At 63.3% G+C, this 22725-nt stretch carries 23 protein-coding genes and 1 tRNA gene; 13 read left to right on the top strand and 11 right to left on the bottom strand.

The window, feature by feature from the left end:
• Window positions 1–278: 278 nt before the first annotated feature.
• From QX034_RS28660 to glmS, 3 genes are all read right to left on the bottom strand, one after another.
• The gene (locus QX034_RS28660; RefSeq protein ID WP_315704037.1) at window positions 279–1139 is read right to left on the bottom strand and encodes a DUF1932 domain-containing protein; all 861 of its coding nucleotides are present in this window, start codon (window positions 1137–1139) and stop codon (window positions 279–281) included.
• A 116-nt stretch (window positions 1140–1255) separates the two neighbouring features.
• Window positions 1256–2050, bottom strand: a complete 795-nt coding sequence (locus QX034_RS28655) for a DUF502 domain-containing protein (RefSeq protein ID WP_315704038.1) — start codon at window positions 2048–2050, stop codon at window positions 1256–1258.
• A 180-nt stretch (window positions 2051–2230) separates the two neighbouring features.
• Window positions 2231–4057, bottom strand: coding sequence for a glutamine--fructose-6-phosphate transaminase (isomerizing) (gene glmS / locus QX034_RS28650; protein ID WP_315764216.1), 1827 nt, complete (start codon window positions 4055–4057; stop codon window positions 2231–2233).
• Window positions 4058–4253: 196 nt separating this feature from the next.
• Here glmS and QX034_RS28645 point away from each other — a divergent pair, with 196 nt between their 5' ends.
• Window positions 4254–4472, top strand: coding sequence for a hypothetical protein (locus tag QX034_RS28645; RefSeq protein ID WP_315704040.1), 219 nt, complete (start codon window positions 4254–4256; stop codon window positions 4470–4472).
• Window positions 4473–4482: 10 nt separating this feature from the next.
• On the opposite strand, the gene glmU is transcribed toward QX034_RS28645, so the two are convergent.
• Window positions 4483–5844: a bifunctional UDP-N-acetylglucosamine diphosphorylase/glucosamine-1-phosphate N-acetyltransferase GlmU gene (gene glmU, locus QX034_RS28640; protein ID WP_315704041.1), complete on the bottom strand. Its 1362-nt coding sequence runs from the start codon at window positions 5842–5844 to the stop codon at window positions 4483–4485.
• A 135-nt stretch (window positions 5845–5979) separates the two neighbouring features.
• On the opposite strand from glmU, the gene QX034_RS28635 reads away from it, so the two are divergent.
• Complete coding sequence (locus QX034_RS28635) at window positions 5980–7359, top strand: hypothetical protein (protein ID WP_315742200.1); 1380 nt, start codon at window positions 5980–5982, stop codon at window positions 7357–7359.
• A 106-nt stretch (window positions 7360–7465) separates the two neighbouring features.
• On the top strand, window positions 7466–7846 hold the full coding sequence (locus QX034_RS28630; protein ID WP_315704043.1) for a hypothetical protein: 381 nt from the start codon (window positions 7466–7468) through the stop codon (window positions 7844–7846).
• Here QX034_RS28630 and QX034_RS28625 read toward each other — a convergent pair.
• Complete coding sequence (locus QX034_RS28625; RefSeq protein ID WP_315704044.1) at window positions 7806–9428, bottom strand: beta-(1-6) glucans synthase; 1623 nt, start codon at window positions 9426–9428, stop codon at window positions 7806–7808. The two genes, QX034_RS28630 and QX034_RS28625, sit on opposite strands and share 41 nt — an antisense overlap.
• Before the next feature lie 376 nt (window positions 9429–9804).
• Between QX034_RS28625 and QX034_RS28620 the strand changes: the two genes are divergently transcribed.
• The 3 genes from QX034_RS28620 (at window position 9805) to QX034_RS28610 (ending at window position 13929) form a co-directional block, all read left to right on the top strand.
• The gene (locus tag QX034_RS28620) at window positions 9805–10398 is read left to right on the top strand and encodes a beta-1-3, beta-1-6-glucan biosynthesis protein (protein WP_315704045.1); all 594 of its coding nucleotides are present in this window, start codon (window positions 9805–9807) and stop codon (window positions 10396–10398) included.
• A 345-nt stretch (window positions 10399–10743) separates the two neighbouring features.
• The gene (locus tag QX034_RS28615; protein ID WP_315742270.1) at window positions 10744–13434 is read left to right on the top strand and encodes a glycosyltransferase; all 2691 of its coding nucleotides are present in this window, start codon (window positions 10744–10746) and stop codon (window positions 13432–13434) included.
• Window positions 13435–13853: 419 nt separating this feature from the next.
• Window positions 13854–13929 (top strand) — tRNA-Lys (locus tag QX034_RS28610).
• A 113-nt stretch (window positions 13930–14042) separates the two neighbouring features.
• Here the strand turns inward: QX034_RS28610 and QX034_RS28605 are convergent.
• Complete coding sequence (locus QX034_RS28605) at window positions 14043–14888, bottom strand: hypothetical protein (protein ID WP_315767830.1); 846 nt, start codon at window positions 14886–14888, stop codon at window positions 14043–14045.
• 238 nt (window positions 14889–15126) lie between these two features.
• Between QX034_RS28605 and QX034_RS28600 the strand changes: the two genes are divergently transcribed.
• The gene (locus QX034_RS28600) at window positions 15127–15588 is read left to right on the top strand and encodes a GNAT family N-acetyltransferase (RefSeq protein WP_315704047.1); all 462 of its coding nucleotides are present in this window, start codon (window positions 15127–15129) and stop codon (window positions 15586–15588) included.
• 442 nt (window positions 15589–16030) lie between these two features.
• Entirely contained in the window at window positions 16031–16198 is a 168-nt protein-coding gene (locus QX034_RS28595) for a hypothetical protein (RefSeq protein WP_315704048.1), read from the top strand.
• A 204-nt stretch (window positions 16199–16402) separates the two neighbouring features.
• On the opposite strand, the gene QX034_RS28590 is transcribed toward QX034_RS28595, so the two are convergent.
• Together QX034_RS28590 and QX034_RS28585 are read right to left on the bottom strand one after the other, a co-directional pair.
• Window positions 16403–17011 (bottom strand): hypothetical protein, encoded by a 609-nt coding sequence (locus QX034_RS28590; protein WP_315730042.1) that lies wholly within the window; start codon window positions 17009–17011, stop codon window positions 16403–16405.
• Between the two features lie 289 nt (window positions 17012–17300).
• The gene (locus QX034_RS28585) at window positions 17301–17699 is read right to left on the bottom strand and encodes a hypothetical protein (protein WP_315764206.1); all 399 of its coding nucleotides are present in this window, start codon (window positions 17697–17699) and stop codon (window positions 17301–17303) included.
• Window positions 17700–18009: 310 nt separating this feature from the next.
• On the opposite strand from QX034_RS28585, the gene QX034_RS28580 reads away from it, so the two are divergent.
• A complete protein-coding gene (locus tag QX034_RS28580; protein WP_315704051.1) occupies window positions 18010–18246 on the top strand; it encodes a hypothetical protein in 237 nt (78 codons plus the stop codon).
• Between the two features lie 357 nt (window positions 18247–18603).
• Here QX034_RS28580 and QX034_RS28575 read toward each other — a convergent pair whose 3' ends face one another.
• Window positions 18604–18828, bottom strand: coding sequence for a hypothetical protein (locus QX034_RS28575; protein WP_315704052.1), 225 nt, complete (start codon window positions 18826–18828; stop codon window positions 18604–18606).
• Window positions 18829–19843: 1015 nt separating this feature from the next.
• Here QX034_RS28575 and QX034_RS28570 point away from each other — a divergent pair.
• Window positions 19844–20257, top strand: a complete 414-nt coding sequence (locus QX034_RS28570) for a group II truncated hemoglobin (protein ID WP_315704053.1) — start codon at window positions 19844–19846, stop codon at window positions 20255–20257.
• 18 nt (window positions 20258–20275) lie between these two features.
• Here the strand turns inward: QX034_RS28570 and QX034_RS28565 are convergent, their stop codons facing one another.
• Complete coding sequence (locus tag QX034_RS28565; protein ID WP_315704054.1) at window positions 20276–20467, bottom strand: hypothetical protein; 192 nt, start codon at window positions 20465–20467, stop codon at window positions 20276–20278.
• A 191-nt stretch (window positions 20468–20658) separates the two neighbouring features.
• On the opposite strand from QX034_RS28565, the gene QX034_RS28560 reads away from it, so the two are divergent.
• Complete coding sequence (locus tag QX034_RS28560) at window positions 20659–21045, top strand: hypothetical protein (protein WP_409977501.1); 387 nt, start codon at window positions 20659–20661, stop codon at window positions 21043–21045.
• A 44-nt stretch (window positions 21046–21089) separates the two neighbouring features.
• Here the strand turns inward: QX034_RS28560 and QX034_RS28555 are convergent, their stop codons facing one another.
• Window positions 21090–21476 carry an NUDIX hydrolase gene (locus QX034_RS28555; RefSeq protein ID WP_315704056.1) on the bottom strand — a complete coding sequence of 129 codons (387 nt, stop codon included), beginning with the start codon at window positions 21474–21476 and terminating at the stop codon, window positions 21090–21092.
• Between the two features lie 182 nt (window positions 21477–21658).
• On the opposite strand from QX034_RS28555, the gene QX034_RS28550 reads away from it, so the two are divergent.
• Both QX034_RS28550 and QX034_RS28545 read left to right on the top strand, forming a co-directional pair.
• Window positions 21659–21853, top strand: a complete 195-nt coding sequence (locus tag QX034_RS28550) for a DUF3072 domain-containing protein (RefSeq protein ID WP_315704057.1) — start codon at window positions 21659–21661, stop codon at window positions 21851–21853.
• Between the two features lie 81 nt (window positions 21854–21934).
• Window positions 21935–22681: a 4'-phosphopantetheinyl transferase family protein gene (locus tag QX034_RS28545; RefSeq protein WP_315704058.1), complete on the top strand. Its 747-nt coding sequence runs from the start codon at window positions 21935–21937 to the stop codon at window positions 22679–22681.
• Window positions 22682–22725: the final 44 nt, after the last annotated feature.

Below are 22725 nucleotides of genomic sequence, written 5' to 3'. Positions count from 1 at the left end.
GGTGCTTCTGCCTCGCCGGTGTGGGAGGCCCGCCGTGCCCACCCTTCGCCTTCTGCATCGACTAACAACGCTGTCGTCCCGGCCTTGAGCCGGGACCCATAATCCCGGATAGCAGTTTGAGGCAGGCGCGCGTTGACCGGCTCGCCTGCCAGATCCGCCGCGGCGTATGGGTCCCGGTTCGGCGCCGCGACGGCGCTGGCGCGCGTCGCGGCTTGCCCGGGACGACGAGGGGGAGTTCTGGATGGCTTCGCATCCATCGCAATATTGCGTGGAGACAGCTACGCGGACTTCTTCACCTTGCAGCTCTCGGCAAACGCGACCAGCTTGGCACCTTCGGTTCCTGCGCCCTGCGCATCGGCCGCGATGTGCTCGAACAGGCGGGCAAAACCTTCGTAGATCAGAGCCGCCGGATGATCCTCTCCCAGGAAGCCCGCGATCTCGCGCATCTCGGCGACCCAGCGATAGGCTTTCGGAATCATGTCCGGCAGCGCGTTGGCGAGACGGGCTTGCACCGCCGGCGCGCTCAGCGCGAGTTCGTCGCGTAGCGCATCGGCCGCGCCGGCGTCCGTCGCCGCCAGCACCATCGCCGTGCCAACCCCGGTCAGGCCTTTGCTGATGCCGGCATAGGACATCTTGAGCGCCGACGCCGCGCCGACCGGCCCATCAATGATGCGTAGATCGAGCCCGAGATCACGCAGCGCCGCGACGTTCTTGGCGCTGTCGCCGCTGACGTAAAGCGCCGGCCCCTTCGTGCCCGGCTTCGGCGGCAGCCCGATGATGGCGGCATCGACGAAGCGCGCACCAGCGGACAATACGATCGCTTCGATCTTGGCGATCGTCTCGACGTTGACCGCGTTGCAGTCGACGATCACCGGCTTTTTCGCATTCTTCGTGATCAGGGTTGCCAACTGCCCGGCCAGCGTAACCGCCTCGGCCGGCGGCACGATCGACAGGATGATGTCGGCATTGACGATCGCGGCGGCGTCGGCCGCGATCATGCCGGCCTTCGCGGCGCGTGCCGTGGTTGCCGCGCTGCGGCCCTCCAGCGACGTCAAAACCTTCGCGCCATGCTCGGCGAGCCGCGCCGCCACCGCGCTGCCCATGGCGCCGGGCGCAAGAATCGCAATGCTGGGGATCATCGACGGCTCCGGTCGTTGCACATCGCAGAGTACGCGACTCCGCCCAAGCATGAACTGTCGAAACGTCAGAGCCCTCTACCGACAGAGCGGGCTTGCGCTCCTTGGCTGAATGAAGATCAATCCGCCTTCGCAGGCTCCGGCTCGAGCGCATCCGTGCGCGCAGATGAATTGGCGATCCGCGCCATATTGGCCATGTTGCCCAGCGCCGCCGCCTTCTTCTGCGGATCGGAGCCCGGCTGCACCACGCCTGCCGACATGATCAGCGTCGCCGCATCCTCTGCCTTCATGTCGATCTCGACGATCTTGCTCTTCGGCACGTAGAAGAAGAAGCCGGTCGTCGGGTTCGGCGCACAGGGCAGGAACACCGAGATGTGATCCTCCTGCCCGGGCAGGCTGTTCGCGATGTCGGGGCTCGGCGGCTGCGAGATCAGCACGATCGACCACATGCCCGGCGAGGGAAACTCGACCAGCCCAACCCGGCGCAGGCTCGAGCCCTTGCCGGAGAACAAGGTCTCGAACACTTGCTTCAGGCCGCGATAGATGGCGCGCACCGCCGGAATCCGGCCGAGAATGCGTTCGCCGAGATCGACCAGCGTGCGGCCGATCAGGTTCGCGGTGAGGAAGCCGAGCAAGGTCAGGCCAACCACCGCTACGATCAGTCCGGAGCCGGGGATGCCGAACGGCAGATAAGTTTCGGGCCGGTAGGCGGAGGGCACGAACGGCCGCACCAGGCCATCGACCCAGGTGACGAACCACCAGGTGATATAGAGCGTGATGGCCACCGGGCCGGCCACCACGAGGCCGGTCAGGAAATAGTTGCGGAACCGAAACATCAACCCGTGGTGGGTGATTTCGGCAGGCGCATCGGCCGGAGGCTCAGGCTGGGGCGGCAGGTCGTCGCGGGAACTCATGCAGGCTTCCGGGTCGGATCAAATCTCAGCTAAGCCTCTTAGCAGATTTTTGAAGGGGAATGGCCCCCTTTCCGTCCTCGAATCGGCTTCTTTGCCGCTCGCGACCTTCGGACGCAGGCAACGGCCTGTCTTACGGATTCCGCTGATCCCAAGCCGCTTCGATCGGCAAGCAGATCGTGGCTATTCCACGGTCACCGATTTCGCGAGATTTCTGGGCTGGTCGACGTCCGTCCCCATGATCACGGCGGTGTGGTAGGCAAGAAGCTGCACCGGAATCGCGTAGACCATCGGCGTGAAGGTCGAGCCCATATCCGGCAAGATGATCGTCACCAGCGAATCGACCGTCGCTTCGGCCGCCCCCTTCGCGTCCGTCATCAGGATGATGTTGCCGCCCCGGGCGGCGACCTCCTGCATGTTGGACACGGTCTTTTCGAATACGCGATCGTGCGGCGCGATCACCACGACCGGGATGTTCTCGTCGATCAGCGCGATCGGGCCGTGTTTGAGTTCGCCGGCGGCGTAGCCTTCGGCGTGAATGTAGGAGATTTCCTTCAGCTTCAGCGCCCCCTCCAGCGCCAGCGGGTACGATGTGCCGCGGCCGAGATAGAGCACGTCTGTCGATTTTGCGATGTCGCGGGCGAGGCGTTCGATCTGGGGCTCGATCGACAATGCCGCCGTCATCAGCCGCGGAATCTCGACCAGGCTATGGACGAGCTTGGCCTCATCGGTCTCCGACAATTCGCCGCGGGCGCGGCCAGCCGCCACCGCGAGGGTCGCCAGCACCATCAGCTGGCAGGTGAATGCTTTTGTCGAGGCGACGCCGATTTCGGGACCAGCGAGCGTCGGCATCACGATCTCGCTTTCACGCGCGATCGTCGAGGTCGGAACGTTGACCACGGACAGCGTGTGCACGCCCTGTGCCTTGGCGTAGCGGAGCGCGGCCAAGGTGTCGGCGGTCTCGCCGGACTGGGAGATGAAGATCGCGAGGTCGCCCTTGCGCAATGGCGCTTCCCGATAGCGAAACTCGGAGGCGACATCGAGCTCGACCGGCAGTCTCGCGAAGCGTTCGAACCAGTATTTGGCGACATGGCCGGCATAACTCGCCGTGCCGCAGGCGGTGATCGAAATCCGCTGGATGTCCTTGAAGTCGAACGGCAAGGCGGCGGGGAGCGCGATGCGCTCGCTCGCCATGTCGATATAGCGCGCCAAGGTGTGGCCGACGACTTCCGGCTGCTCGTGGATCTCCTTGGCCATGAAGTGGCGGAAGTTCGCCTTGTCGACCAGGGAGGTCGCCGGACCGTGCTTGACGATCTCGCGACTGACGACGGCATTGTTGCGGTCGTAGATCGTCGCACCGTCGTGCGTCAGCACCGCCCAATCGCCGTCTTCCAGATAGCTGATGTTGTCCGTGAACGGACCCAGCGCGATCGCGTCCGAGCCCAGATACATCTCGCCTTTGCCATAGCCGACCGCAAGCGGCGGGCCATTGCGCGCGCCGATCATCAGATCGTCCTGGCCTGCGAAGATAAAGCCAAGCGCGAACGCGCCCTTCAGCTTGCCGAGCGTCTCCTTGACGGCATCGACCGGCGGCACGCCCTGGCCGAGCAGTTCGTCCACGAGATGCAAGACGATTTCGGTGTCGGTCTCGGTTGCGAACACCGTTCCCTTCTTCTGCAGGGCCTCGCGCAGCTCATGGAAATTCTCGATGATGCCGTTATGGACGACGGCGACGCGTTCGGTCGCATGCGGATGCGCGTTGGTCTCGGTCGGCTTGCCATGTGTGGCCCAGCGCGTGTGCCCGATCCCGGTGAAGCCCTTGAGCGGCTCGGCACGAAGCCGCGCTTCCAAATTCTTCAGCTTGCCTTCGGCGCGCCGACGTTCCAGGCGCCCGCCTTCGAGGGTCGCGACGCCAGCCGAGTCGTAGCCCCGGTATTCGAGACGTTTGAGCGAATCGACCAGTTGCTCGGCGACCGGCCCGCGTCCCAAAATGCCGACAATCCCGCACATTCCGCGCCTTCCCCAATCGTCGAAAAGTTACTCAAAAGCCTCGGTTTCTCTTAACGAAATCCGATCACATTCAGGATTCAATAATTATTGCGGATTGCGACAGGGTTAAGTGGAAAGCCTAACCCGCCGAACCGCGCACGAGCCTTAACGCGCCATCAAGGCTTTGGGCAAACAATGCGGGCACGGAGGCTGTCCCATGACCGATCGCAAATGGCCTGACCCCAAAGGCACCAGCCCACTGCATGCACACGACACCGGCAGCCATCTCGCCCATTGGCCACCGCCGAGCATGGGCCGCGAGCTGAAGCCGATGGCCATCAAGCACAAGACCAGCGAGCCAATCAAGCATTCGACGCGGCGTGGGTGGCGCCTGACCCGGGCGATGTTCTCGGAGTTCGAGGACGGCGAGGATTAGACGCGGCCTCCTATTCCTTGGTCTTGGCCTTCTTTGCCTTCAATTTCACCTCGCGATAGCGCGTAGCGCCGCCTTCGCGAATGGTCTGTTGGCTGCGCTCGAGCGCCATCGCGTCGTCGGGAACGTCGCGCGTGATCACCGAGCCTGAGCCGATATAGGCGCCCGCACCGATCTTGATCGGCGCGACCAGCGATGAGTTCGTGCCGATGAAGGCACCCTTGCCGATCATGGTCTTGTGCTTGAGGAAGCCGTCATAGTTGCAGGTGATGGTGCCGGCGCCGATATTCGTATTGGCGCCGACCTCGGCATCGCCGATGTAGGAGAGGTGGTTGACCTTGACACCCTCCTCCAGAACAGCTGCTTTGGTCTCGACGAAATTGCCGATCCGCGCGCCATCGCCGAGCGAGGTGCCCGGCCGCATCCGTGCATACGGCCCGACCGAGGTGTTTCGGCCGATGATAGACTGCACGACATGTGAGAAGGCGTGGATCACGGCACCATCGCCGATCGAGACGCCGGGGCCGATCACAACGAACGGTTCGATCGTCACATCCGTGCCGAACGTCGTATCGGCGGCGAGATACACCGTCTCCGGCGCGATCAAGGTGACGCCGGCATCCATGGCGGCACGGCGGAGTCGGGTCTGCATCACGCTCTCGGCCTCCGCAAGCTGCGCCTTAGTGTTCACGCCGCGCACTTCATCTTCCGAGGTTTCGATCACGACGGCATCGAGTCCCATCTCGCGCGCGATCGCGACCGCGTCGACCAGATAATATTCGCCCTTCTTGTTCGCATTGCCGATCTTGTCCAGGATCTCGAGCGCGCGTGCGCCGTCAAACGCCATCACGCCGGCATTGCACAGGGTGACCTTGCGCTCCTCGTCGCTCGCATCCGCATGCTCGCGGATCGCAACCATGCGATCGCCGTTCAGCAGGAGACGCCCATAACCCGTCGGATCGGCCGCACGAAAGCCAAGCACCGCAAGGGCTGCACCTTGCGCCAGGGGGGCGCGCAGCCGTGCGAAGGTCTCCGCCGAGATCAAAGGCGTGTCGCCGAAGGCGATGAGCAGATCATCGGCGCCCCGCGCTATCGCTTCGCGCGCCGCGAGCACCGCATGCGCGGTGCCGAGCCGCTCGCGTTGAACGAAAATGTCGGCATCTCCGCGCAGTCGCTTGGCCTCTTGCGCGACGGCATCATGCCCAGGACCGATCACCACCGCCAATCGCGCGCCCGCGCCCTTCGGGGCGGCGGCGAGCACATGCGCCAGCAAGGTCTCGCCTGCGATCGGATGCAGCACTTTCGGCAGAGTTGTCCGCATCCGCGTCCCCTCGCCTGCCGCGAGCACAATTGTGAGACTGGATCGAGCGGTCATGAGACACCTTGTTGCGGGACACGGGATTTTGCGCCGTCTTAAAGCGGTTTTCTGTTCGCAGCAAACCGTACCGGCGAAGGCCACCGGTGCTTTTCCTGTTAATGTTCCGGCGTGATTCGGCAGGGCTGCAGGTGAATGGTAAAGGACTCCGACAAAAAGGCCGGTGCTCTCGGGGCTGACAAAACCGGCGGCACACTATCCGGACTGCTTGCCGAGGAGAATGCATTCGATCGCCGCACCTTGTGGCGGATCGGCTGGTGGGCTGCAGCGGCGCTTTGTGCTGTTGTGGTTGCCGTACTTGCCAACCAGGCGGCTCTCGGGTGGCGGCGCGACCGCGTTTCCGCAGCGGATATGGCGCGCCAGACGCAACTCATCCAGTCGCTGGCCCGTGACAGCCAAAGCGAGCAGCGGCAGCTCGCTTCCGCGATCGAAACCCTGAACAACGATCGCGATCGGCTCTATGCGCGAGTCACCGTGCTGGAGCAGAGCCTGGATTCCGTTACCGGCGCGCTCGCCAAGCAGAGTTCCGGCCCGGCGGCGGCTCCGATTCTCGGCAAGACGTCGCAAGCCGTGGTGGCATCTGCCGAGCCACAGCCGGCGGCGAGTCCTCCCCCTGTACAGGCGGCCTTATCGGCGTCGGCTGCCGCGAGCGGTCCGACCGTGGCAAACGTGATCGGCGCGCCGACGGTGGCGCCTGTCGCTTCGGGCGCGCCCGGCGTTTCTGAGCCTCTTCGCGCCGAGGGCGGCAAGCCCGGCGCCGGTTCAGTCCAGGCCGCTCACGCACAGATGCCTGCCGGCTCTTCCCCAGGACCGAACCAAGCTGGTTCAAATGTACCGACGACATCGGCCGCAGCCTCATTGTTCGCGGCCAAGTCGGCGCCTGCCCCGTCCGATTCGGCGGCCGGCAAGCCGGCCGGGCCGGACAAGCTGGCGAATGTCGAGCCGGCCCCTGCAGCCGATGCCGAGAACACCAAGCCGACAGACGCAGCCGACACCAATGCTGGCGCGACCCCCGTGCAGAAGACCGAATTCGCGGTCGATCTCGGCACGGCCAATTCGCTGAACGGCCTGCGTGCGCTGTGGCGCGGTCTCTCCAAGAGCCACAAGGAGCTTGCGGCGCTCCGTCCGATCATCATCGTGAAGGAAGGCAACAGCGGCCTCGGGATGCAGCTCCGGCTCGGCGCCGGGCCGCTCGCCGACGCTGCGGCGGCCGCGAGGATCTGCGCCAATCTTGCAGAAAGCCAGCGGGCTTGTGAAACCACCGTCTATGACGGCCAGCGCCTCGCCATTCGCAGCGATGACGCCAACCAGCCCGATGCCGCCAAGCCGGCCGCCGCGTCGACAGCCACGAAGCCGGTTTACCCGCAGCGGCGTCGCGCAGCCCCGCCGCCGCCACCGCAGCAGCATCACGGTGCAGCACGCGAGGAGCCGCCCCCGCCGGCGCCGCCGCCTCCTGCCGCCGCCCCGCCGCCGGCGGAATCATCGACGCTGTCGTCCTTCTTCCGGCGTTCCTGATCACGATTAGTGCCGGCATTTCAAGGATCTCGGCCGGATTGCGGATGCAGTCCGGCAAGTCCTTTCGGCCCTTGTCCACGCCACCTTTCCGCAGCATAGTCCGCGCATGAAGAAGACCCCGTTCCGCCTCACGCCCTATCAGGTGCAATGGCTCCTGATCGTCGGTTTCGCCACCGTCGGCTACGCGCTCTATCTGCGCTATCTCGCGATCGAGTTCTCCACTGTCGCACTCGCCTGCGACGCAGGCTTGCAGACCACGATCTGCAAGGCGCGGCTGGTGGCGACTGCGCTGTTCAAGAGTTCGGTGTTCGGCGGAACGGCGCTGGTGATCGCGATCCTGCACGTGATGCGGCCGTCGATCGTGCTCCTGACCGGCGGCGTGATCGCGGCCGGCCTCGGAATCGTGCTCTACAATATCGTGCTGTCCGGCCTTGCGATCGGCTTGCTCATTCTGGGCTTTGCGCGGCCCGCGCCCGCCACAGCGTAAAGGCAAGCACGAGGTAGGCCGCACAGGTCCACAGCGCCTGCCAGTTCTCCCGGCCCTCGTTGAACAGGATATAGATCGCGGACGCCGCGAGCAGTCCGGCAAAGGTCGCCTCGGCGATCGGTCGCGGCCCTTGCACGGGGCGATTGCCGAGCAGCAGCGCGAACGGGACCACCGCCATGGTCAGGCTGGCGAACGGAAAGTCGCGGTAGCGCGGGTCGAACACGAAACCGAGCGCGGTTTCTGCCGCGATCAGCACGGTGACGACCAGCATCAGGCCAAGCAGATAGGTCGCCAGCGTATGCTTGCGCCCGTCGGCCGGACCCAGCAAGTCGAGGAAGGTCGGCAGCGGCCGGCCGGCCATGGCGGCATTCGCACCGAACAGCGGCACCAACACCCCGGCCGCCAGCAGCGCGCCCCAGTGCACCCAGCCGCCGACGCCAAGGCTCTCGTAGAACATCTTGTCCGCCGCGATCCCGAACAGGATGCCGGTCGAGGTTGCCGAGACCGCAACGCCCAGCCAGGCCGACCAATGCGGAGCCCAAGGCCTGCCGCGGACGGTGAGCCAGCCAACCAGGAAGACGGCAAAACTCAAGATCATCCCGCCGCCCATCTGCAACTTCCAGAGCGGATAATTGCTGACGGGCTCTCCGGGCGGATATTTCAAGACCCGTTTGGCGGCGTCGAAGAGGCCCCAATAGCCGCCGACCGTGCCCTCGAGCTGGCGTTTCCAGGGCTGGTCATAGGCCTCGATCAGGTTGACCCGGAAATTCTCGCGCTTGGCGAGGTCGAGGATCTCCGAGACGATACGGGCCTGGTTGGCGCGCGACGGCAGCGCACCTTCGCGCATCCGTCCCTCGCTCGGCCAGCCGGTCTCTCCGATCAGGATCTCCTTGTTCGGAAACGCGACCGCGACCTGTCGTCTGATGGCATCGACATGGACTGCCGCGAACTTGGCGCGGACCGGAAAATCCTCCCAGTAAGGCAGGATGTGGACCGTGACGAAATCCACGAGGTCGTACAGTTCGCGGTTGCGCAGCCAATATTCCCAGACATCGGCATAGGTGACGGGAACGGTGACCTGCGCCTTCACGCTGCGGATGATCGCGGCGAGGTCGGCGGTGGTCATTTCCCCCCGCAGCAGGACCTCATTCCCGACCACCACGGCGGTGATGACCTGCGGATAATGCTTCACCAGGCTGACCGCCACCGCGATCTGCTCCTGGTTCTTGAGCTTGTTGCTGCCGAGCCAGATGCCCTGGATGACCTTGATGCCGACCTTGGCTGCAATCGCCGGCACCTGGTCGAGACCGTTCTCGATCGAATAGGTGCGGACGCATTCTGAAATCTTGGCGAGTTGCGTCAGATCCTGCTCGATCTGATCGGCGTCGATATAGGTGGTCGGATCCAGCGGGGTCTGCGCGCCACGGAACGGGGCATAGGACACGCATTGCAGCTTGGCGGCGGGTTCGATCGGGGCGCGCGCGAGCTTGATGGGCGTGGCCAGCCACCACCACATGGCAGCGATTGCACCCAGCGATATGAGCAGAAGCGCCAGCGGTGTGCGAAGAGATTTCAGTTCCATTCTCCAGCCAGGGGACCGGTGCTTACCCGGTTGCTGGCCGTCTGCCAAGACCTGGTGCCAAGACCTGGTGCCAGGACCTAGTGCCCGGACCTAGTGCCCGGACCTGGTGCTGGAGACGCACCTGCGGCGTTCGGTCCCGCCGCCCGGGCCGCGCCTTTACGATGCGGCGAGGATGCGCCGATTAGGTTGTGGCATTGCTGGACAAAATCCGCGATTCCGGTCATTGGCATTCGGCAAGCGGTCGCTTCGCAATGCCATCCTTGAGGAACGATATGCGGCAGTCGGAATCAACCACCCGCCGCATTCGGGACCCATTTGATCGGCATCAACACTGCGGCCGCAGCGGGACGGCATGAAGGCAACTATCGGGGAATTTATGGGTCGACGCGTGCTTCAGTTCAAGGTTTCGATCGTGCGCCATCTCGCCGCCGCCGGGCTCGTCCTGCTGATGGGAAGCCAGGCGAGCATCGCCCAGAGCGGCGGTGACAATCATGGCCAGGATCAAAACAAGCAGCAGGCCGCCAATCCGGCAGACCTCTCGAAGGAGAATCAGCGCAAGGTCGACGAGTTCGCGGAAGCGGCCCAGGCGCTCAACGGCGGCCCCGCCGGCAATCCCGAATGCGTCTGGCTCGGCCGTCGCGTCGTCCAGCTGATGTATAATGACGACCTCGATACCGCATTTCGCCATCTCGACCTGTACGACCGGTTCGGCTGCCCGGGCGGTCACGTCCAGGCCGCGTTCCGCTGCCTGACGCGCTTCATCGCGCAGATCGACCCGAAGGTGCAGAACTCGCTGAGCAACCACGTCCACACCTGCTGGATCAATCCGGACGCGCGACCACAAGTCGCAGCCGCGCCGACCCCGGCTCCGCAGACAACGCCGGCTCCGCAGGCGGTGTCCCCAGGCGCAGGCGCTGCGGCACAGCCGCCGGCGCCGCAGGGGCAACCCTCCCCGCCACCGGCGAAATAGCGGGCTCGGCGGCGTATGCGCCGCGCCCATAGGAGCAAGGGCAATTCGGCGGGTTAGCGTCGCAGTATTGTTCTTGAAATCGCGGGCGTGCTGGTCGAACCTCGCGCCGCGGTTCAGGTCCTGTTCAGCGTTTGAGCGGTAGCGGTCTTGGGGTCATGATGCTCTCGGAACACGTTAGCGCTCACAGAACGTGCCTGAGCCGGAACCGCACGAGTAGGTTTCTGGTGTCCTTTCCCAATCGACGTTCGCTGACGGGTTTGCCAGGCGATCGCACCCGCGGGGTGGGACAGCAGCGGACAGTTTCGCTTCGTCCTGTCACCTGATCCCGGAATGGTTGCTTCATCGATGCGCGCGATCGTCGCCGTCCTGCTGTTCGTCACCGCGGCTCATGCCGCGTTGTGGGGATTGTTGCAGGAAAAGCAGCAGGCCCCCGACTTCACCGGCCTGCTGCAAAGCATGTCATACGATCCGCACGAAGGGACCGGGTCACCCACGATCGACACGGTTGCGCCGCCGGAACGCATTCGGGAGGACATGAAGAAGCTGGCCACAATGACGCGTGCGATCCGGCTTTACACCTCGACCGGCGGCGTTGAAGTGGTGCCGCCGCTCGCGGCTGAGGCTGGGCTGAAGGTCATGCTCGGCGTCTGGATCGACAAGGATGCCGATCGCAACGAGCGGGAGATCCAGTCCGCGATCAATCTCGCCCGCCACAACAGCAATGTGATCGGCATCGTGGTCGGCAACGAGACCATCCTCACGGCGACGCAGAAGGTCGATGAACTGATCGAGAAGATCAAGCGCGTAAAGAAATCGGTTAACGTGCCCGTGACCACCGGCGATGTCTGGAACACATGGCGCGACAATCCCGAACTCGCCTCCAATGTCGATTTTATCGCCGCGCATGTGCTGCCCTATTGGGAGTTCTTCACCGACGATCAGGCCGTCGATCAGGCGGTGGACCGCTATCAGCTCCTGAAAAAGCAGTTCCCCGGCAAGCGCATCATGATCGCCGAGTTCGGCTGGCCAAGCCAGGGCTACAACCGCAGCGGCGACAACCGTGGTCCCGCCGTGCCGGGTCCGTTTCGACAGGCAAAGGTTCTGCGCAACTTCCTGGCCCAGGCCTCGGCCATCGGCATGGAATACAACATCGTCGAGGCGATCGATCAGCCCTGGAAATATTTCGAGGGTGGCGTCGGGCCGTATTGGGGTGTGCTCAACGCGGCGCGCGAGCCGAAATTCTCCTGGACCGGGCCGATCGTGAATCCCGACTATTGGAAGCTCGCAACCATCGCGCTGCTCGTCGGCGTGCTGCTGTCGCTACCGATCCTGCGGATCGTGCGCGCGACAATGCCGCAGGCCTTCGTGCTGGCTGTTGCCGCGCATGCCGTCGGCGCCTGGGTCTCCACGATCTTCGCCTATTGGGCGGTGCATTACTTCGTCTGGGGATCGGCCTTCGCGCTGACCCTCGGCCTCACGTTGCTGGTGCCGTTGATCCTGATCGCCATGGCGCGGATCGAGGAGATCGCGGCGGTTGCCTTCGGCCATCCGCCGCGCCGGTTGCTGACCAAGGACAAGGTCGCCGAGAACACCAAGGCCGCGCCGGAAGGCTATTTTCCGAAGGTCTCGATCCACGTCCCGGCCTATTTCGAGCCGCCGGAGATGCTGAAGCAGACACTCGATGCGCTGGCGCAGCTCGATTATCCGAACTACGAATGCGTGATCATCATCAACAACACGCCTGATCCCGCGTTCTGGCAGCCGATCCAGGATCACTGCCGCATGCTCGGCGAGCGCTTCGTGTTCATCAATGCCGAGAAGGTCAAGGGCTTCAAGGCCGGCGCGCTGCGCATCGCGATGGACCGCACTGCGGCCGATGCGGAGATCATCGGCATCATCGACGCCGACTATGTTGTCGAGAAGAACTGGCTGAAGGACCTGGTGCCGGCATTTGCCGATCCATCGGTCGGTCTGGTGCAGGCACCGCAGGAGCATCGCGACGAAGACCTGTCGCTGATGCACTACATCATGAACGGCGAATATGCCGGCTTCTTCGACATCGGCATGGTCCAGCGCAACGAGGCGAACGCGATCATCGTGCATGGCACGATGTGCCTGATCCGCCGTGCGGCGATGGACATGGCCGGCGGGTGGTCGAGCGACACGATCTGCGAGGACACCGATCTTGGCCTTGCCATCCAGGAGCTCGGCTGGACCACCCATTACACCAGCACCCGCTATGGCAGCGGCGTGCTGCCCGACACCTATGAGGCCTTCAAGAAGCAGCGCCACCGCTGGGCCTATGGCGGCTTCCAGATCGTCAAGAAGCACTGGCGGCGTTTCCTGCCGGGTAAGACCCGGCTCTCCCGCGACCAGAAGCGCGAGTTTCTGCTCGGCTGGCTGAACTGGCTCGGCGCCGAGAGCCTCGGCGTGGTGGTCGCGATCCTCAACCTCATCTGGGTGCCGATCGTCGCATTCGCCGGCATCGCCATTCCCGACAAGATCCTGACCATCCCGATCATCGCCGCCTTCGTGGTCTCGCTCGCCCACTTTCTCATCCTGTACCGGCTGCGGGTCAGGATCGGGCCGTGGCAGATGCTGGGAGCGATGGTGGCAGCGATGAGCGTGCAATGGACGGTCTCCCGCGCGGTGGCGCAGGGCCTCATCACCGAGCACATCGCCTTCGCCCGGACCTCCAAGGGCGGGCTGTCGCGGATGTCGATCGAGTTCCAGGCGTTCTGGGAGGCCGTGATCGGCGCCCTGCTCCTGATCGGCGCCGGCATCCTGATCGGCACCAACACCTACCAGATCACCGAGCTCTACATCTTCGCGGCCGTCCTGATCTTGGAGAGCCTGCCGTTCCTGTCGGCGGTAGCGATCGCGGTCCTGGAGATGTCGCGGCTCAATTCCTTCGAATTCTGGCGCTACAGCGCGGTGCGCACCGCCGAATTGATCGGCCTGCGCCCGGTCTATGTGCCGGAGCTCGCCGCCCTGGTCGCGCAGAAGCCGGCGGGCAAGGTCGCCGAGAAGGTCTAAGCCGTGCCGCCCTGATGCGCTCGGCCGTCCACGGCCGGGGCCGCTCCCCTGAATCGCGCGACGCCGGCCAGACTACCCTGCCCTGGAGGGGAGGGTTCGGCTGCCCTCGCTCGCGATGAGAGCTGGGTGGGGTGAGCTTCGACACGGAGCGCCGAGAATATGGGCCGTTGCCGCGCTCGTTCGCACCCGCGGCTCACAGGGGAGCCCTTCAACTGCCCCTGTGGTTTGCCCGCGAGCCCTATTGACCGAAACCGCCCTGCCCCCTACACAGCGCGTGCGAACGGCCGTGACCGGCTTTGGGCGCGGCTGGTGCCGTTCCCGCAAGGAGCCGCTGAACCGCCGGAGCACCGCCGACGTTGAGATGGCGGACTGCAGACGACCGGGCCCGACGACCTCACCGTCGGTCTAGCCTTGGGAGCGAGCGCGTAGCTCAGCCGGTAGAGCACGTGACTTTTAATCACGGGGTCCTGGGTTCGAGCCCCAGCGCGCTCACCAACCAAAGTCCATAAAACCTCTCACGTCGCTCGGTCGTTAACCCAGGGCGCAAACCGATCGCAGCAAATAGCAGCAGAGGTCCCGCCATCGCGCCTTCGATCGCCGGATCCGCTTCATCGGCCGTTTGACGTGAAGAACCGACCCAACCGATTTACAAACGGAATGGTGCGATTGCCGCCCTTCCGGTAACGCCTCAACATCTTCCGGTCGGCAACGGAGTGGGCCGTCGCGATCTCGAGGGAGACGCGGAACGGCGCGTCGATTGTCTTGCGCAGAATGACATGGATGTTCAGCGCAGGGATGCGATTGTTTCCATTCAAGTGACCGGCTGGCTTCAATAGCGTCTCGCCGTCCAGCGATGGCAGGCCGAGTTCGTCGATCCTGCTTTCGCCCGCGTGCGTTACGATCATCTGCTCGATCGTATAGGCGTTCGCGGCCGCCAATTCCCGGAAGAACAAGGGCGTATAGCAGAAATATCCGTGATCGAGATACCCGCTGGCCGGCAGCTGATGGTAGACGACCCCATCCACCTTCAAGGCATCGTGGATGACTTCAAAGCAGTTCCACTGGTTGAAGATGTGCTCGGTTGTCCCGAAATTGAAAACGACATCGTAGCGTCCGCGAAGCGCGTCCGGCAGCACATCGAAATTCAAATCCAGGATGTGCGTGTTCTTCAGGCCAGGGCACACGTCGATGGACGCATATTCGATATTGGCCAGGTCGGTGATTTCCGACAGCATGGTGGTCCGCTCACCCGGACGCGGCGTCGAGAAATAGACGAGGCGCTCTACGGTTGCCGTGTCCGAGGCTGACACGCCCTGCCGCTCGACGATTTCCCTGATCTGTTCCGGCCGTGCGAAATAGATGGTCTGGGGACCGATATCCAGAATCCTATTCCTAGCCGGCGACAAATATCCCTGTCGCTGCAAGTAGATAGGAGCATCCAAATTCATGCCCATGAGAGCCCACCCGAAACAGATAGAAACAAAATCTCTTAACACCCTCCAGACGCAACTCGCAATCATTGCTTTATGACAGAAATACAATTGTAGGTCGGATTCAAAAACTGGATGTTGGATTCGTTCTTAAATATCTTCTTCGCGGCTGCACGCGCTTTGTGCGCGCCAGATTGTCATTAAGATCGCTTCCTGGGCGACCGAGACGAATGCGACTGTGCGGGAGGGAGAGAGGGATCAAATGACGGACGTTCAGACCTTCGTCGTGGCGCCAGGCACCCCTGAGCTGGCGATCTGCGCGCGATGGCGTGCAAACGCCTTCTCAGTGCTCGAAGCGACCTTCGAGCAGGAGTTGAGGTCGCTGGAGCTGTTTGCTTCGGATCAGAGCCACGGTGTCGCGCTGGGGGCGAAGGCCGATGGTGAGCTGATAGGAACTTGCCTCCTGGTCGAGTCCGAGATCGAGCCGAACCACGATGTCGCGCCATGGCTTGCAGGCCTGTTTGTCGTCCCGGAGCATCGGCGCAAGGGTGCGGGCGCTGTGTTGGTTCGGGCGATCGAGGATCAAGCGCGACAGCGCGGCTTTCCGCGGCTGCATCTCTACACCACGGAGGCAGCCGGATTCTATGCGCGGCTCGGTTGGTCGCTCGCCGATCGCACCAACTGGAAAGGCCGGGACACCGCTTTCATGGTCCGCGATCTCTAACTTCCGCGAGGGACAGTGAACCGTGTCGGGTGACGCAATCGAGATTGTCGGGGACGCGCGAGCGGATGCGGTCCAATGCAGGCAGCCGTTCGGGAATATCGCTTGCCGTTTGAAACGCTTGCGACGGACGTGATCTCGCGGGAGCGCAGCCAAACAGACACCTGCGCTCCGGACCGGTCTCCTACACATATGCATCGAACGATCTCCGGGACGCTCCACCGCTTCGCCCGTAGATCGTGACAGATCATGTCGGATCTCATCGCGAGCCCTTGGATTCGAACCCAGCGTCCTCATTCAACTTAACAATCACTTACGTCCTGAAACGAGATCGTCCCGAAAATACCCTGTCGGCAGCGTGTCTCCAGAGGCGTGTCGCGCGCGATTGCTTGCACAGGGCTGGCAGCGGCGGGGCACGCCATCTGCGTGATCTCGGAGCTTGTCGATGCAATCACAGACCAGGACGAAAAGCCGCACCGTGTTGCTCGTGCTGCTCGTGATGCTGGCCCCGCTCTGCCTCGCCGCGGCGATCGTCTGGTCGCCACGGTGTTCGAGCAGTCCGTCGGCGCAAATCGGGGGCGCGATGTTGGTGGCCGGATGCGAACAGCGGTGAGACGCGAAACTGACGCTGCAGCAGCGGCGAGGCTGGTGCGGCGCTCCCCGCAGTCGGGGTTGCCGCGTGACAGCTCGTTTTATCAGTTGAGGCTGGGCATAGCGGAAGGAAGCACAGCGAGGAGTCGCTGAATGATGCCATCTGCCTCAACTAATGAGTACCGAGCACTGTGCGCGATGCGCCTGTTCGCGCACGCTCGGCCAACTACGCGATCGCCCGCGGTCGCCACCAATCATTGATCAGATCCTCGCGCATGCGAGCATGATCCAGAAGGTCGGGACGATAGTCCCTTGGAAGGGCGGCTTCCAACCGGCTCAGGGAACGTGACGCCTCGATCGCATCGTTCTTGTCGGCAAACCGGCGGGCATCGATCAGCCGGACGTTCGGCATCATGTGCTGAAAACCGAAATTGGCGAGGCCTCCCAGTTGCAGCATTTCGACGAGAGAAAGGTCGAGCCGGATTCGGCCTTCTGCGGGAGCCTTACGTCTAACGCCTGCGGCATGGCCCTTGACCCAGCAGGCGTCTCCCAAGGCCGCCCCCAAAGCCCACAGCCGCGCGTGGATGGTGTCGGGAGGCAGATCCTGCCGTCGCGCGGCATCGTCCAGGACAATCTTCAACGCGACTTCGGCCTTCGCCAGATCGCTGGGGATCGCACCTTGATCGAGCTGCGATGTCATCCCCAATCGAATCTGCTGCGCAGCCTCGCGCATCCCTTGGATGCGTCCCCTCTCGTAATAGGAACGTCCAATCGACCAACTGCACCAGGCCAACATGACAGTCAGCCCGAGCGGCACCCAAAGCAGCCAATCCACGGCCCCACCCCGATCCTGAATATGCCCCCATCGTCAAAAATAGCTCGGGCGCGTTAAGAACCCGTGCAAAGGCTAACCCAAACTTCACCATACCGTTGCGACGTCGGGACGAGTTGGCCCCATCACATGGCGTCAGGAGAACGATTGCAGGGGTGAACGTAATGGCGACGCCAGCAGCTCCGCTGCGCTCTCGTCGATGCGACCGATCGCCGTGCCGGCTCGGCGCTCATGGGGGCAGTGTGGCGAGATCAGACGCGAGACAAGGTCCGGCGCAATCGAGCCGATCTTGCTACCTTGAGGGTGGTTTCGGCAGCCGGTCGGGATCGAATTTGACGGGGGCCCACTCCCGCCGCGGCTCGGGCTCCTCGCCCTGCGATCGCATCAGCGTCGCCTCGAAGGGCATGCCGGGCACTTCGTCCGCCGCGCCGGTGCAGACAGCCAGTGTGTCCTTGCAGTGTCCGGTGAGCCGCAGGGTCAGGTCATCAACACCGAACACGGTTCGATGGCCCGGCGTATGGCGCTTGGTTCGGATGACCGCGGTGAAGCGTTCGCCGTCGGTCTCATAGGATCCGGCATAGGTCAGGATGCTGTCGCGACCCGAGATCCTGCCGGTATCGAGATGCACAGTGCCGGTTCCCTCACCGGCAGGCGTCTTGAACCAAGCGGCATAGTCGCCGTCTTTCAACATTCGCTTCGCTTCCGTGTTCTATCGAACGGGACCTTGCCAGACGCCGATTAATGCGTCCTGAACCAAGATGATGAGCGACACTGCAGCTATCCTCCACATGTTGCATGGCAGGTCTGTCGCCGTCCGCGCGATGTCAGGACACGGGCGGCTTTCGAGCGTTGAACTCGCAGCCCGCTCTGATGCTGCCTTGAGCGCGGGTCGACAACTCCCATTCGCGACGATGTGACGGGTTATGACGTCCCCTTGAGGATTGGAGCACCGCGGCGATGTTCCTACATTGGAGCCGAAGCTATCGTCCGGAGCCGGTTCGATGTATCGGGCATTTGCATTGTTTTTTGCTTTGGGTCCTTTGATCGGCCTGATCGAGCCTGCTGAGGCCGCGCCGGCACATCACGCCCGGGCACGCCATCATACCGTCGCGCGTCCGGTCCCGAGCGGCGCGATTCCAGGCGCGATCCCACCTGGGTGGTACAAGTTTCCCGGCTATCAGCCGATCCCTCCCGAGCAGAACCGAAATCTCGACCCCTCCAATTTCGGCGGCGGTTGATCGCGCGCATCGAGCCCGAGATCGCGATCAGCGCGAAACCAAGGACCAGCAGTTAGTCGCGCAAAATTCTCCTGCGCGGCGCAGCTGCGACATTATCAAGGCATCCAGGATGGTCTTTGCGTCAGGCCAGCAACCCGGAGCCTGCGGCCATCAGCAAGGAAGGCAGAATTTTCGGAGCGATCATCACGCGCCCGAGCCGCAGGAACGATGATCCTTCCTACCAGGAAACCGCTTATCGCGCCCGACGGTCTTGCTACACGACCAAGCGCGACAGACATAGTGAGCCGCTGCGTGCGATTGCCGAAGCAAGATGCTTGTCGACAACGAGCACCGCGAGTGGAACGGATATCACGTCCGCTAAGGCACATCGCCGCGCTTGCGGCTGCCACCGATTGAATGCGGCTTATTCCAGAAGTACTCGCGATTTCCTGTCGCGGCCTCGGCATACTGGTCGATCGCGACAATGATCGCCTGGACGTGGTGGTAGCACCACCCTTCTCGCCCGGCCTGGCGCCGCACCTCGTTGAGGGCTTTCAGAAATGGCGGGGGATTCGTTTCGTCATCGAACCATCGGCCTTGCATGTCGACCTCCGTCTCAGAGGAACGAATTAGAACAAACAAAGAACAATCAATCAAGCACCTGGAGGTAGTTCGACAGCCGTTTGAAACGCGGCGATGATCGGCACGCTGGCGCGTTATGAACGACGACGTGTACATGCGGGTAAGACGGGCGGATCGCATGACCGCCGCTACGTATGTACCTATGGAAGGCGTAGCTGCCGGTCATCTCGGCGGGCACGCCTCAAGCTACGACGCCCGATGGGGCCTGGGGCGCCGCAGGTGGTTTGCCCGACAGGCGCGTTTCGAAATCTTGAGATCGTAACTCCTCCGTCGCGGGCCTCATCGGCGTTGCGCGGGAAAACTTATTTCGACAACCGTATCAACGCGGTCGCGCCAATTGCGTCCTCAGCGTCAAATATTTCTCTTTCGCTTTTTCAGAAATCATGTTTTCATCTGCGCATCCCGCCTCGCGCGAGGGGCGTACGCGTCGTCACGATACGTAGAGGCGGGCTGCGATGGACGGTGTTGCGTCAGGCGCATCTGCGCAAGACGACTGACGCAGCAGCGGACGGCGAAATCGTGTGGTCCTGACACCCCGACGCTGGTGTCCCGCGCAACGCGCCTCGGTGCGTTGTCGCGCATGGTGGCCAGAAAGCCCGGTGCACCAGGGAGATCACGTATAAGCCGTAAAGCCATCGCGCAGGGAATGCCGGATGATCCGGCTGATCCTGTGGTGACTGCCGCCTGCTTTTCTTGTTGCAGGCGGGCCATGGGTGAGGCCTTCACCCGGCATTCCCTGCGCCCTCCGTCTCGGACGGAAGGTTTCATGGATTCACCTCGGACGCCGACGGCGCCGCGAGAGCGGTTTTGTTTGCCTGCAATTGAATGAGACGCCTCGGATGCACGCCTGCCCTGGCCCGCTGAAAGCCACGTCAATATCGCCGGTTGCGATGAGTTGGCACGGATTGATGCAGATCAACGCATCATCCGCCTGCGGCCTATTGGGTCCGATCTGGACCGACCGGGAAGAGACGTGATGACAGCGACCGACGCGACCAGCAATGCCGCAATTCCCGAAGCCACGCCCTATGAACTGATCGGCGGCGAGGCCGTCGTGCGGCGGCTGGCCAATCGTTTTTACGAGATCATGGACAGCAGTCCCGACGCCGGCCGAATCCGCGCCATGCATGGCGAGGACCTCGGCCCGATCAAGCAGATGCTGTTCGAATTCTTGAGCGGCTGGCTCGGCGGTCCCCCGCTCTATTTCGATCGGACCCCGCACCGTTGCATCATGTCGGCGCATCGGCCTTATCCGATCGGTGAGGCCGAGCGCGACGAATGGATGATGTGCATGCGGGCTGCGATGGCTGATTGCGAACTGCCGGCAGAGATGCGCGCGCTGCTCGACCAGGCCTTCCTGCGCATGGCCAACGTGATGCGAAGCCGCTGACCGGCCGACGGTGACGGGCTACTCCACCTTCTGTGCCTCGCGCGCCAAGCGTTCGGCCCTGAGCCGCTCGCGGTTGGCATTAAACGCCCGTTGGGCCTCCTGATGTTCGCGCATGGCCTGCTCGGCATCGGCCCTGCGCGCCGCATCGCGGGCGCGGCGTTCTTCGGGCGTCAGGATCCGTGGCGGACGGATTGGGGTCTTGTCTGACATGAACTCTCAACGCCGGTCGGGCCCAGATGTTCCGGAGCGGAGGCCAATTTGCGCCTCGGATGCTGACAAATCGGGCACCATAGCCGCAAGCGGCACGCGGACACTTGACGGCGGGGGTCACAAGCCTGACAAATTCATGCGCCCAATTGTCACAGCGGAGGTGGCGCGTGAGACATGTCGACGCCGTAGTGATGTTCGTCAGCCTGTGGCTCCTGGCCTCGATGCTCCTCGATGCCCTGACGCCGCCCGAGCTGAACGTCTATATGATCGGCCCGGCCCTGGCGCCGGCCATTTTCGTCACGGCTGTGCTGTACTGGCTGCGGATCCCGGCGCTCGACTTCGCCGTGGTGTTCGCGACCGTCTGGATGGCGTCCGAGATGGTGCTCGAAATGATCACGCCGAAACCGCTCTCGCCGTTCTTCGCCTTGATCGCGGCCGCGCCGCTGCTGGTGGTCGGTTCGGTCTTCAATTTTCAGTGCTGGTATCGCTCCAAACGCCCGACGCGCCCGGTTCTGTCGCCATCGATCTCCGGCCTTTCCTCGCCGGGCCAGGTCTCCAAGCGGGCCCATCAGGTCTGATCCTGCTGCGGCTTGCAAGCCTTCCAATCACCGGCGCTACTAATCTAATTGTCCCGCTTCGGAAACAGACGGTCGCAGATGTAGCGCGAAGTCGGGGTCAGGCGGACGCCACGCGGCTTTTGCCATTCGGCGCGATCGAGCTCCCTGGTATCACCGATCTCGAGCCGGCCCTTGGCATACTTGGCGATGAAGATGGCATCGCTCATCCTCCGCCCGGACCGCTTGTTCTTGGCCGTGACCTCCTTCCAGAGCCTGAGACGGCCAAGCTTGAGCTTGGGCAGCTCCTCCTTGATCTCGCGCTTGAGACAGGCCTTGTCCGTCTCGCGAGGTCGCTTGCGGCCGCCGGGAAACATCCACAGACCGTCGACTCGCCGCCGAACCAGGAGAACCTTGCCGCGTCTGACCGCAACGAGCTTGGATGCCTTCGCCATTTCTACTTCGCACTTCCTCCTGATCAAAAGTGGATAGTAGTCTTCCAGGTTTCAAAGAGTCGCGCGATCCGTAACTGTCCGTATCGGCGGCGTCTCTGTATAGCGAGTATATCGACGCAAGAACATATCGGGAACAATCGGTCGTCGGAGCCGTTCGGGCCCTGATACAATTAGAGAACTATATGGCTGACAATATGAAGAAAGACCCTGACGATTGGGTTTCAGGGCGCGACCCAATGACCGGCGCCCAGGCGCCCTATATGAAAACTCAAAGCGAGCAGGCGCACGCGCCAGACCCGAGTGGGAAGCAACTGACCAAGGCGAAAGCATCGGAGTTGATCGATCGGTTGCGTGAGCAAGCCGGCATCGACAAATGACGCAATGCTCCGCGGTCCAAAATTGACGGTCACCCTGATGCCTGATTTTCGTCCGAGCCCCGCGCTGATCAGGCAGAACGCATGACCGCCAAATGCAATGAGATCCGCCTCTGGCTGATGGAAGTCGATGCTGCTCCGCCAGCACTGCTGGCCCATTGGCGCGCTTGCCTGAACGCGCAGGAGCTGGCGCGCGCCGACCGGTTCTACTTCGACGCCGACCGTGAGATCTACCTCGCCGCGCATTGGCTGCTCCGGCAGGCGCTGAGCCACGCGGCTCCGTTGGCGCCGGAGGCTTGGCAGTTCGCGAGCGAGCAATTTGGCAAGCCGCGCATCGCGCCGGGGCTCGGATATGGGAGCCTCAAGTTCAATCTGTCGCACACCAGGGGATTTGTCGCCTGCGCCGTCGGCTATGACGCCGAGATCGGGGTGGACGTGGAACGGATTGCGCCCAAGCACGCCAGCCTCGACATCGCCGAGCGCTATTTCAGCGCAAGCGAAGTTGCCCTCATGCGGGCTGCTCCCGCCGCGGACCGGGCGATGATCTTCTTCCGTCTCTGGACGTTGAAGGAGGCGCTGATCAAGGCGACCGGCGAGGGTCTGTCGCGCGCACTCGACAGCTTCTCGTTTGCTTTCGCGCCGACCGCGATCACCTTTCAGCCGTCCGATCCAAGCGAGGCGGCCAGATGGATGTTCCTGGAGGATCGGCCGACTCCACATCACGCGCTCGCGTTGGCGATTCGGTCCGGCACAGCCGGCAGGGCCATCCCAGTTTCCCGTGTATCTGTCGAGCCCGGCGAGATGAACGTCCTTGATCGGAGCGCTCGATGAGGGGCGAAAATGTCGCGAATCACCGCTGCGTTGTTTACTCTTGG

The sequence above is a fragment of the Bradyrhizobium sp. SZCCHNR3119 genome, assembly GCF_032487775.1.
Taxonomy (GTDB): Bacteria; Pseudomonadota; Alphaproteobacteria; order Rhizobiales; family Xanthobacteraceae; genus Bradyrhizobium.
The sequence above is the reverse complement of the archived record's forward strand: the minus strand, read 5'-3'. Positions and strand labels throughout refer to the sequence as shown.

Coding starts and splice junctions, on each gene's coding strand:
- QX034_RS28660 (WP_315704037.1), bottom strand. CDS start 1,139: ATGATCCCCAGCATTGCGATTCTTGCGCCCGGCGCCATGGGCAGCGCG.
- QX034_RS28655 (WP_315704038.1), bottom strand. CDS start 2,050: ATGAGTTCCCGCGACGACCTGCCGCCCCAGCCTGAGCCTCCGGCCGAT.
- glmS (WP_315764216.1), bottom strand. CDS start 4,057: ATGTGCGGGATTGTCGGCATTTTGGGACGCGGGCCGGTCGCCGAGCAA.
- QX034_RS28645 (WP_315704040.1), top strand. CDS start 4,254: ATGACCGATCGCAAATGGCCTGACCCCAAAGGCACCAGCCCACTGCAT.
- glmU (WP_315704041.1), bottom strand. CDS start 5,844: ATGACCGCTCGATCCAGTCTCACAATTGTGCTCGCGGCAGGCGAGGGG.
- QX034_RS28635 (WP_315742200.1), top strand. CDS start 5,980: ATGGTAAAGGACTCCGACAAAAAGGCCGGTGCTCTCGGGGCTGACAAA.
- QX034_RS28630 (WP_315704043.1), top strand. CDS start 7,466: ATGAAGAAGACCCCGTTCCGCCTCACGCCCTATCAGGTGCAATGGCTC.
- QX034_RS28625 (WP_315704044.1), bottom strand. CDS start 9,428: ATGGAACTGAAATCTCTTCGCACACCGCTGGCGCTTCTGCTCATATCG.
- QX034_RS28620 (WP_315704045.1), top strand. CDS start 9,805: ATGGGTCGACGCGTGCTTCAGTTCAAGGTTTCGATCGTGCGCCATCTC.
- QX034_RS28615 (WP_315742270.1), top strand. CDS start 10,744: ATGCGCGCGATCGTCGCCGTCCTGCTGTTCGTCACCGCGGCTCATGCC.
- QX034_RS28605 (WP_315767830.1), bottom strand. CDS start 14,888: ATGGGCATGAATTTGGATGCTCCTATCTACTTGCAGCGACAGGGATAT.
- QX034_RS28600 (WP_315704047.1), top strand. CDS start 15,127: ATGACGGACGTTCAGACCTTCGTCGTGGCGCCAGGCACCCCTGAGCTG.
- QX034_RS28595 (WP_315704048.1), top strand. CDS start 16,031: ATGCAATCACAGACCAGGACGAAAAGCCGCACCGTGTTGCTCGTGCTG.
- QX034_RS28585 (WP_315764206.1), bottom strand. CDS start 17,699: ATGTTGAAAGACGGCGACTATGCCGCTTGGTTCAAGACGCCTGCCGGT.
- QX034_RS28580 (WP_315704051.1), top strand. CDS start 18,010: ATGTATCGGGCATTTGCATTGTTTTTTGCTTTGGGTCCTTTGATCGGC.
- QX034_RS28575 (WP_315704052.1), bottom strand. CDS start 18,828: ATGCAAGGCCGATGGTTCGATGACGAAACGAATCCCCCGCCATTTCTG.
- QX034_RS28570 (WP_315704053.1), top strand. CDS start 19,844: ATGACAGCGACCGACGCGACCAGCAATGCCGCAATTCCCGAAGCCACG.
- QX034_RS28565 (WP_315704054.1), bottom strand. CDS start 20,467: ATGTCAGACAAGACCCCAATCCGTCCGCCACGGATCCTGACGCCCGAA.
- QX034_RS28560 (WP_409977501.1), top strand. CDS start 20,659: ATGTTCGTCAGCCTGTGGCTCCTGGCCTCGATGCTCCTCGATGCCCTG.
- QX034_RS28555 (WP_315704056.1), bottom strand. CDS start 21,476: ATGGCGAAGGCATCCAAGCTCGTTGCGGTCAGACGCGGCAAGGTTCTC.
- QX034_RS28550 (WP_315704057.1), top strand. CDS start 21,659: ATGGCTGACAATATGAAGAAAGACCCTGACGATTGGGTTTCAGGGCGC.
- QX034_RS28545 (WP_315704058.1), top strand. CDS start 21,935: ATGACCGCCAAATGCAATGAGATCCGCCTCTGGCTGATGGAAGTCGAT.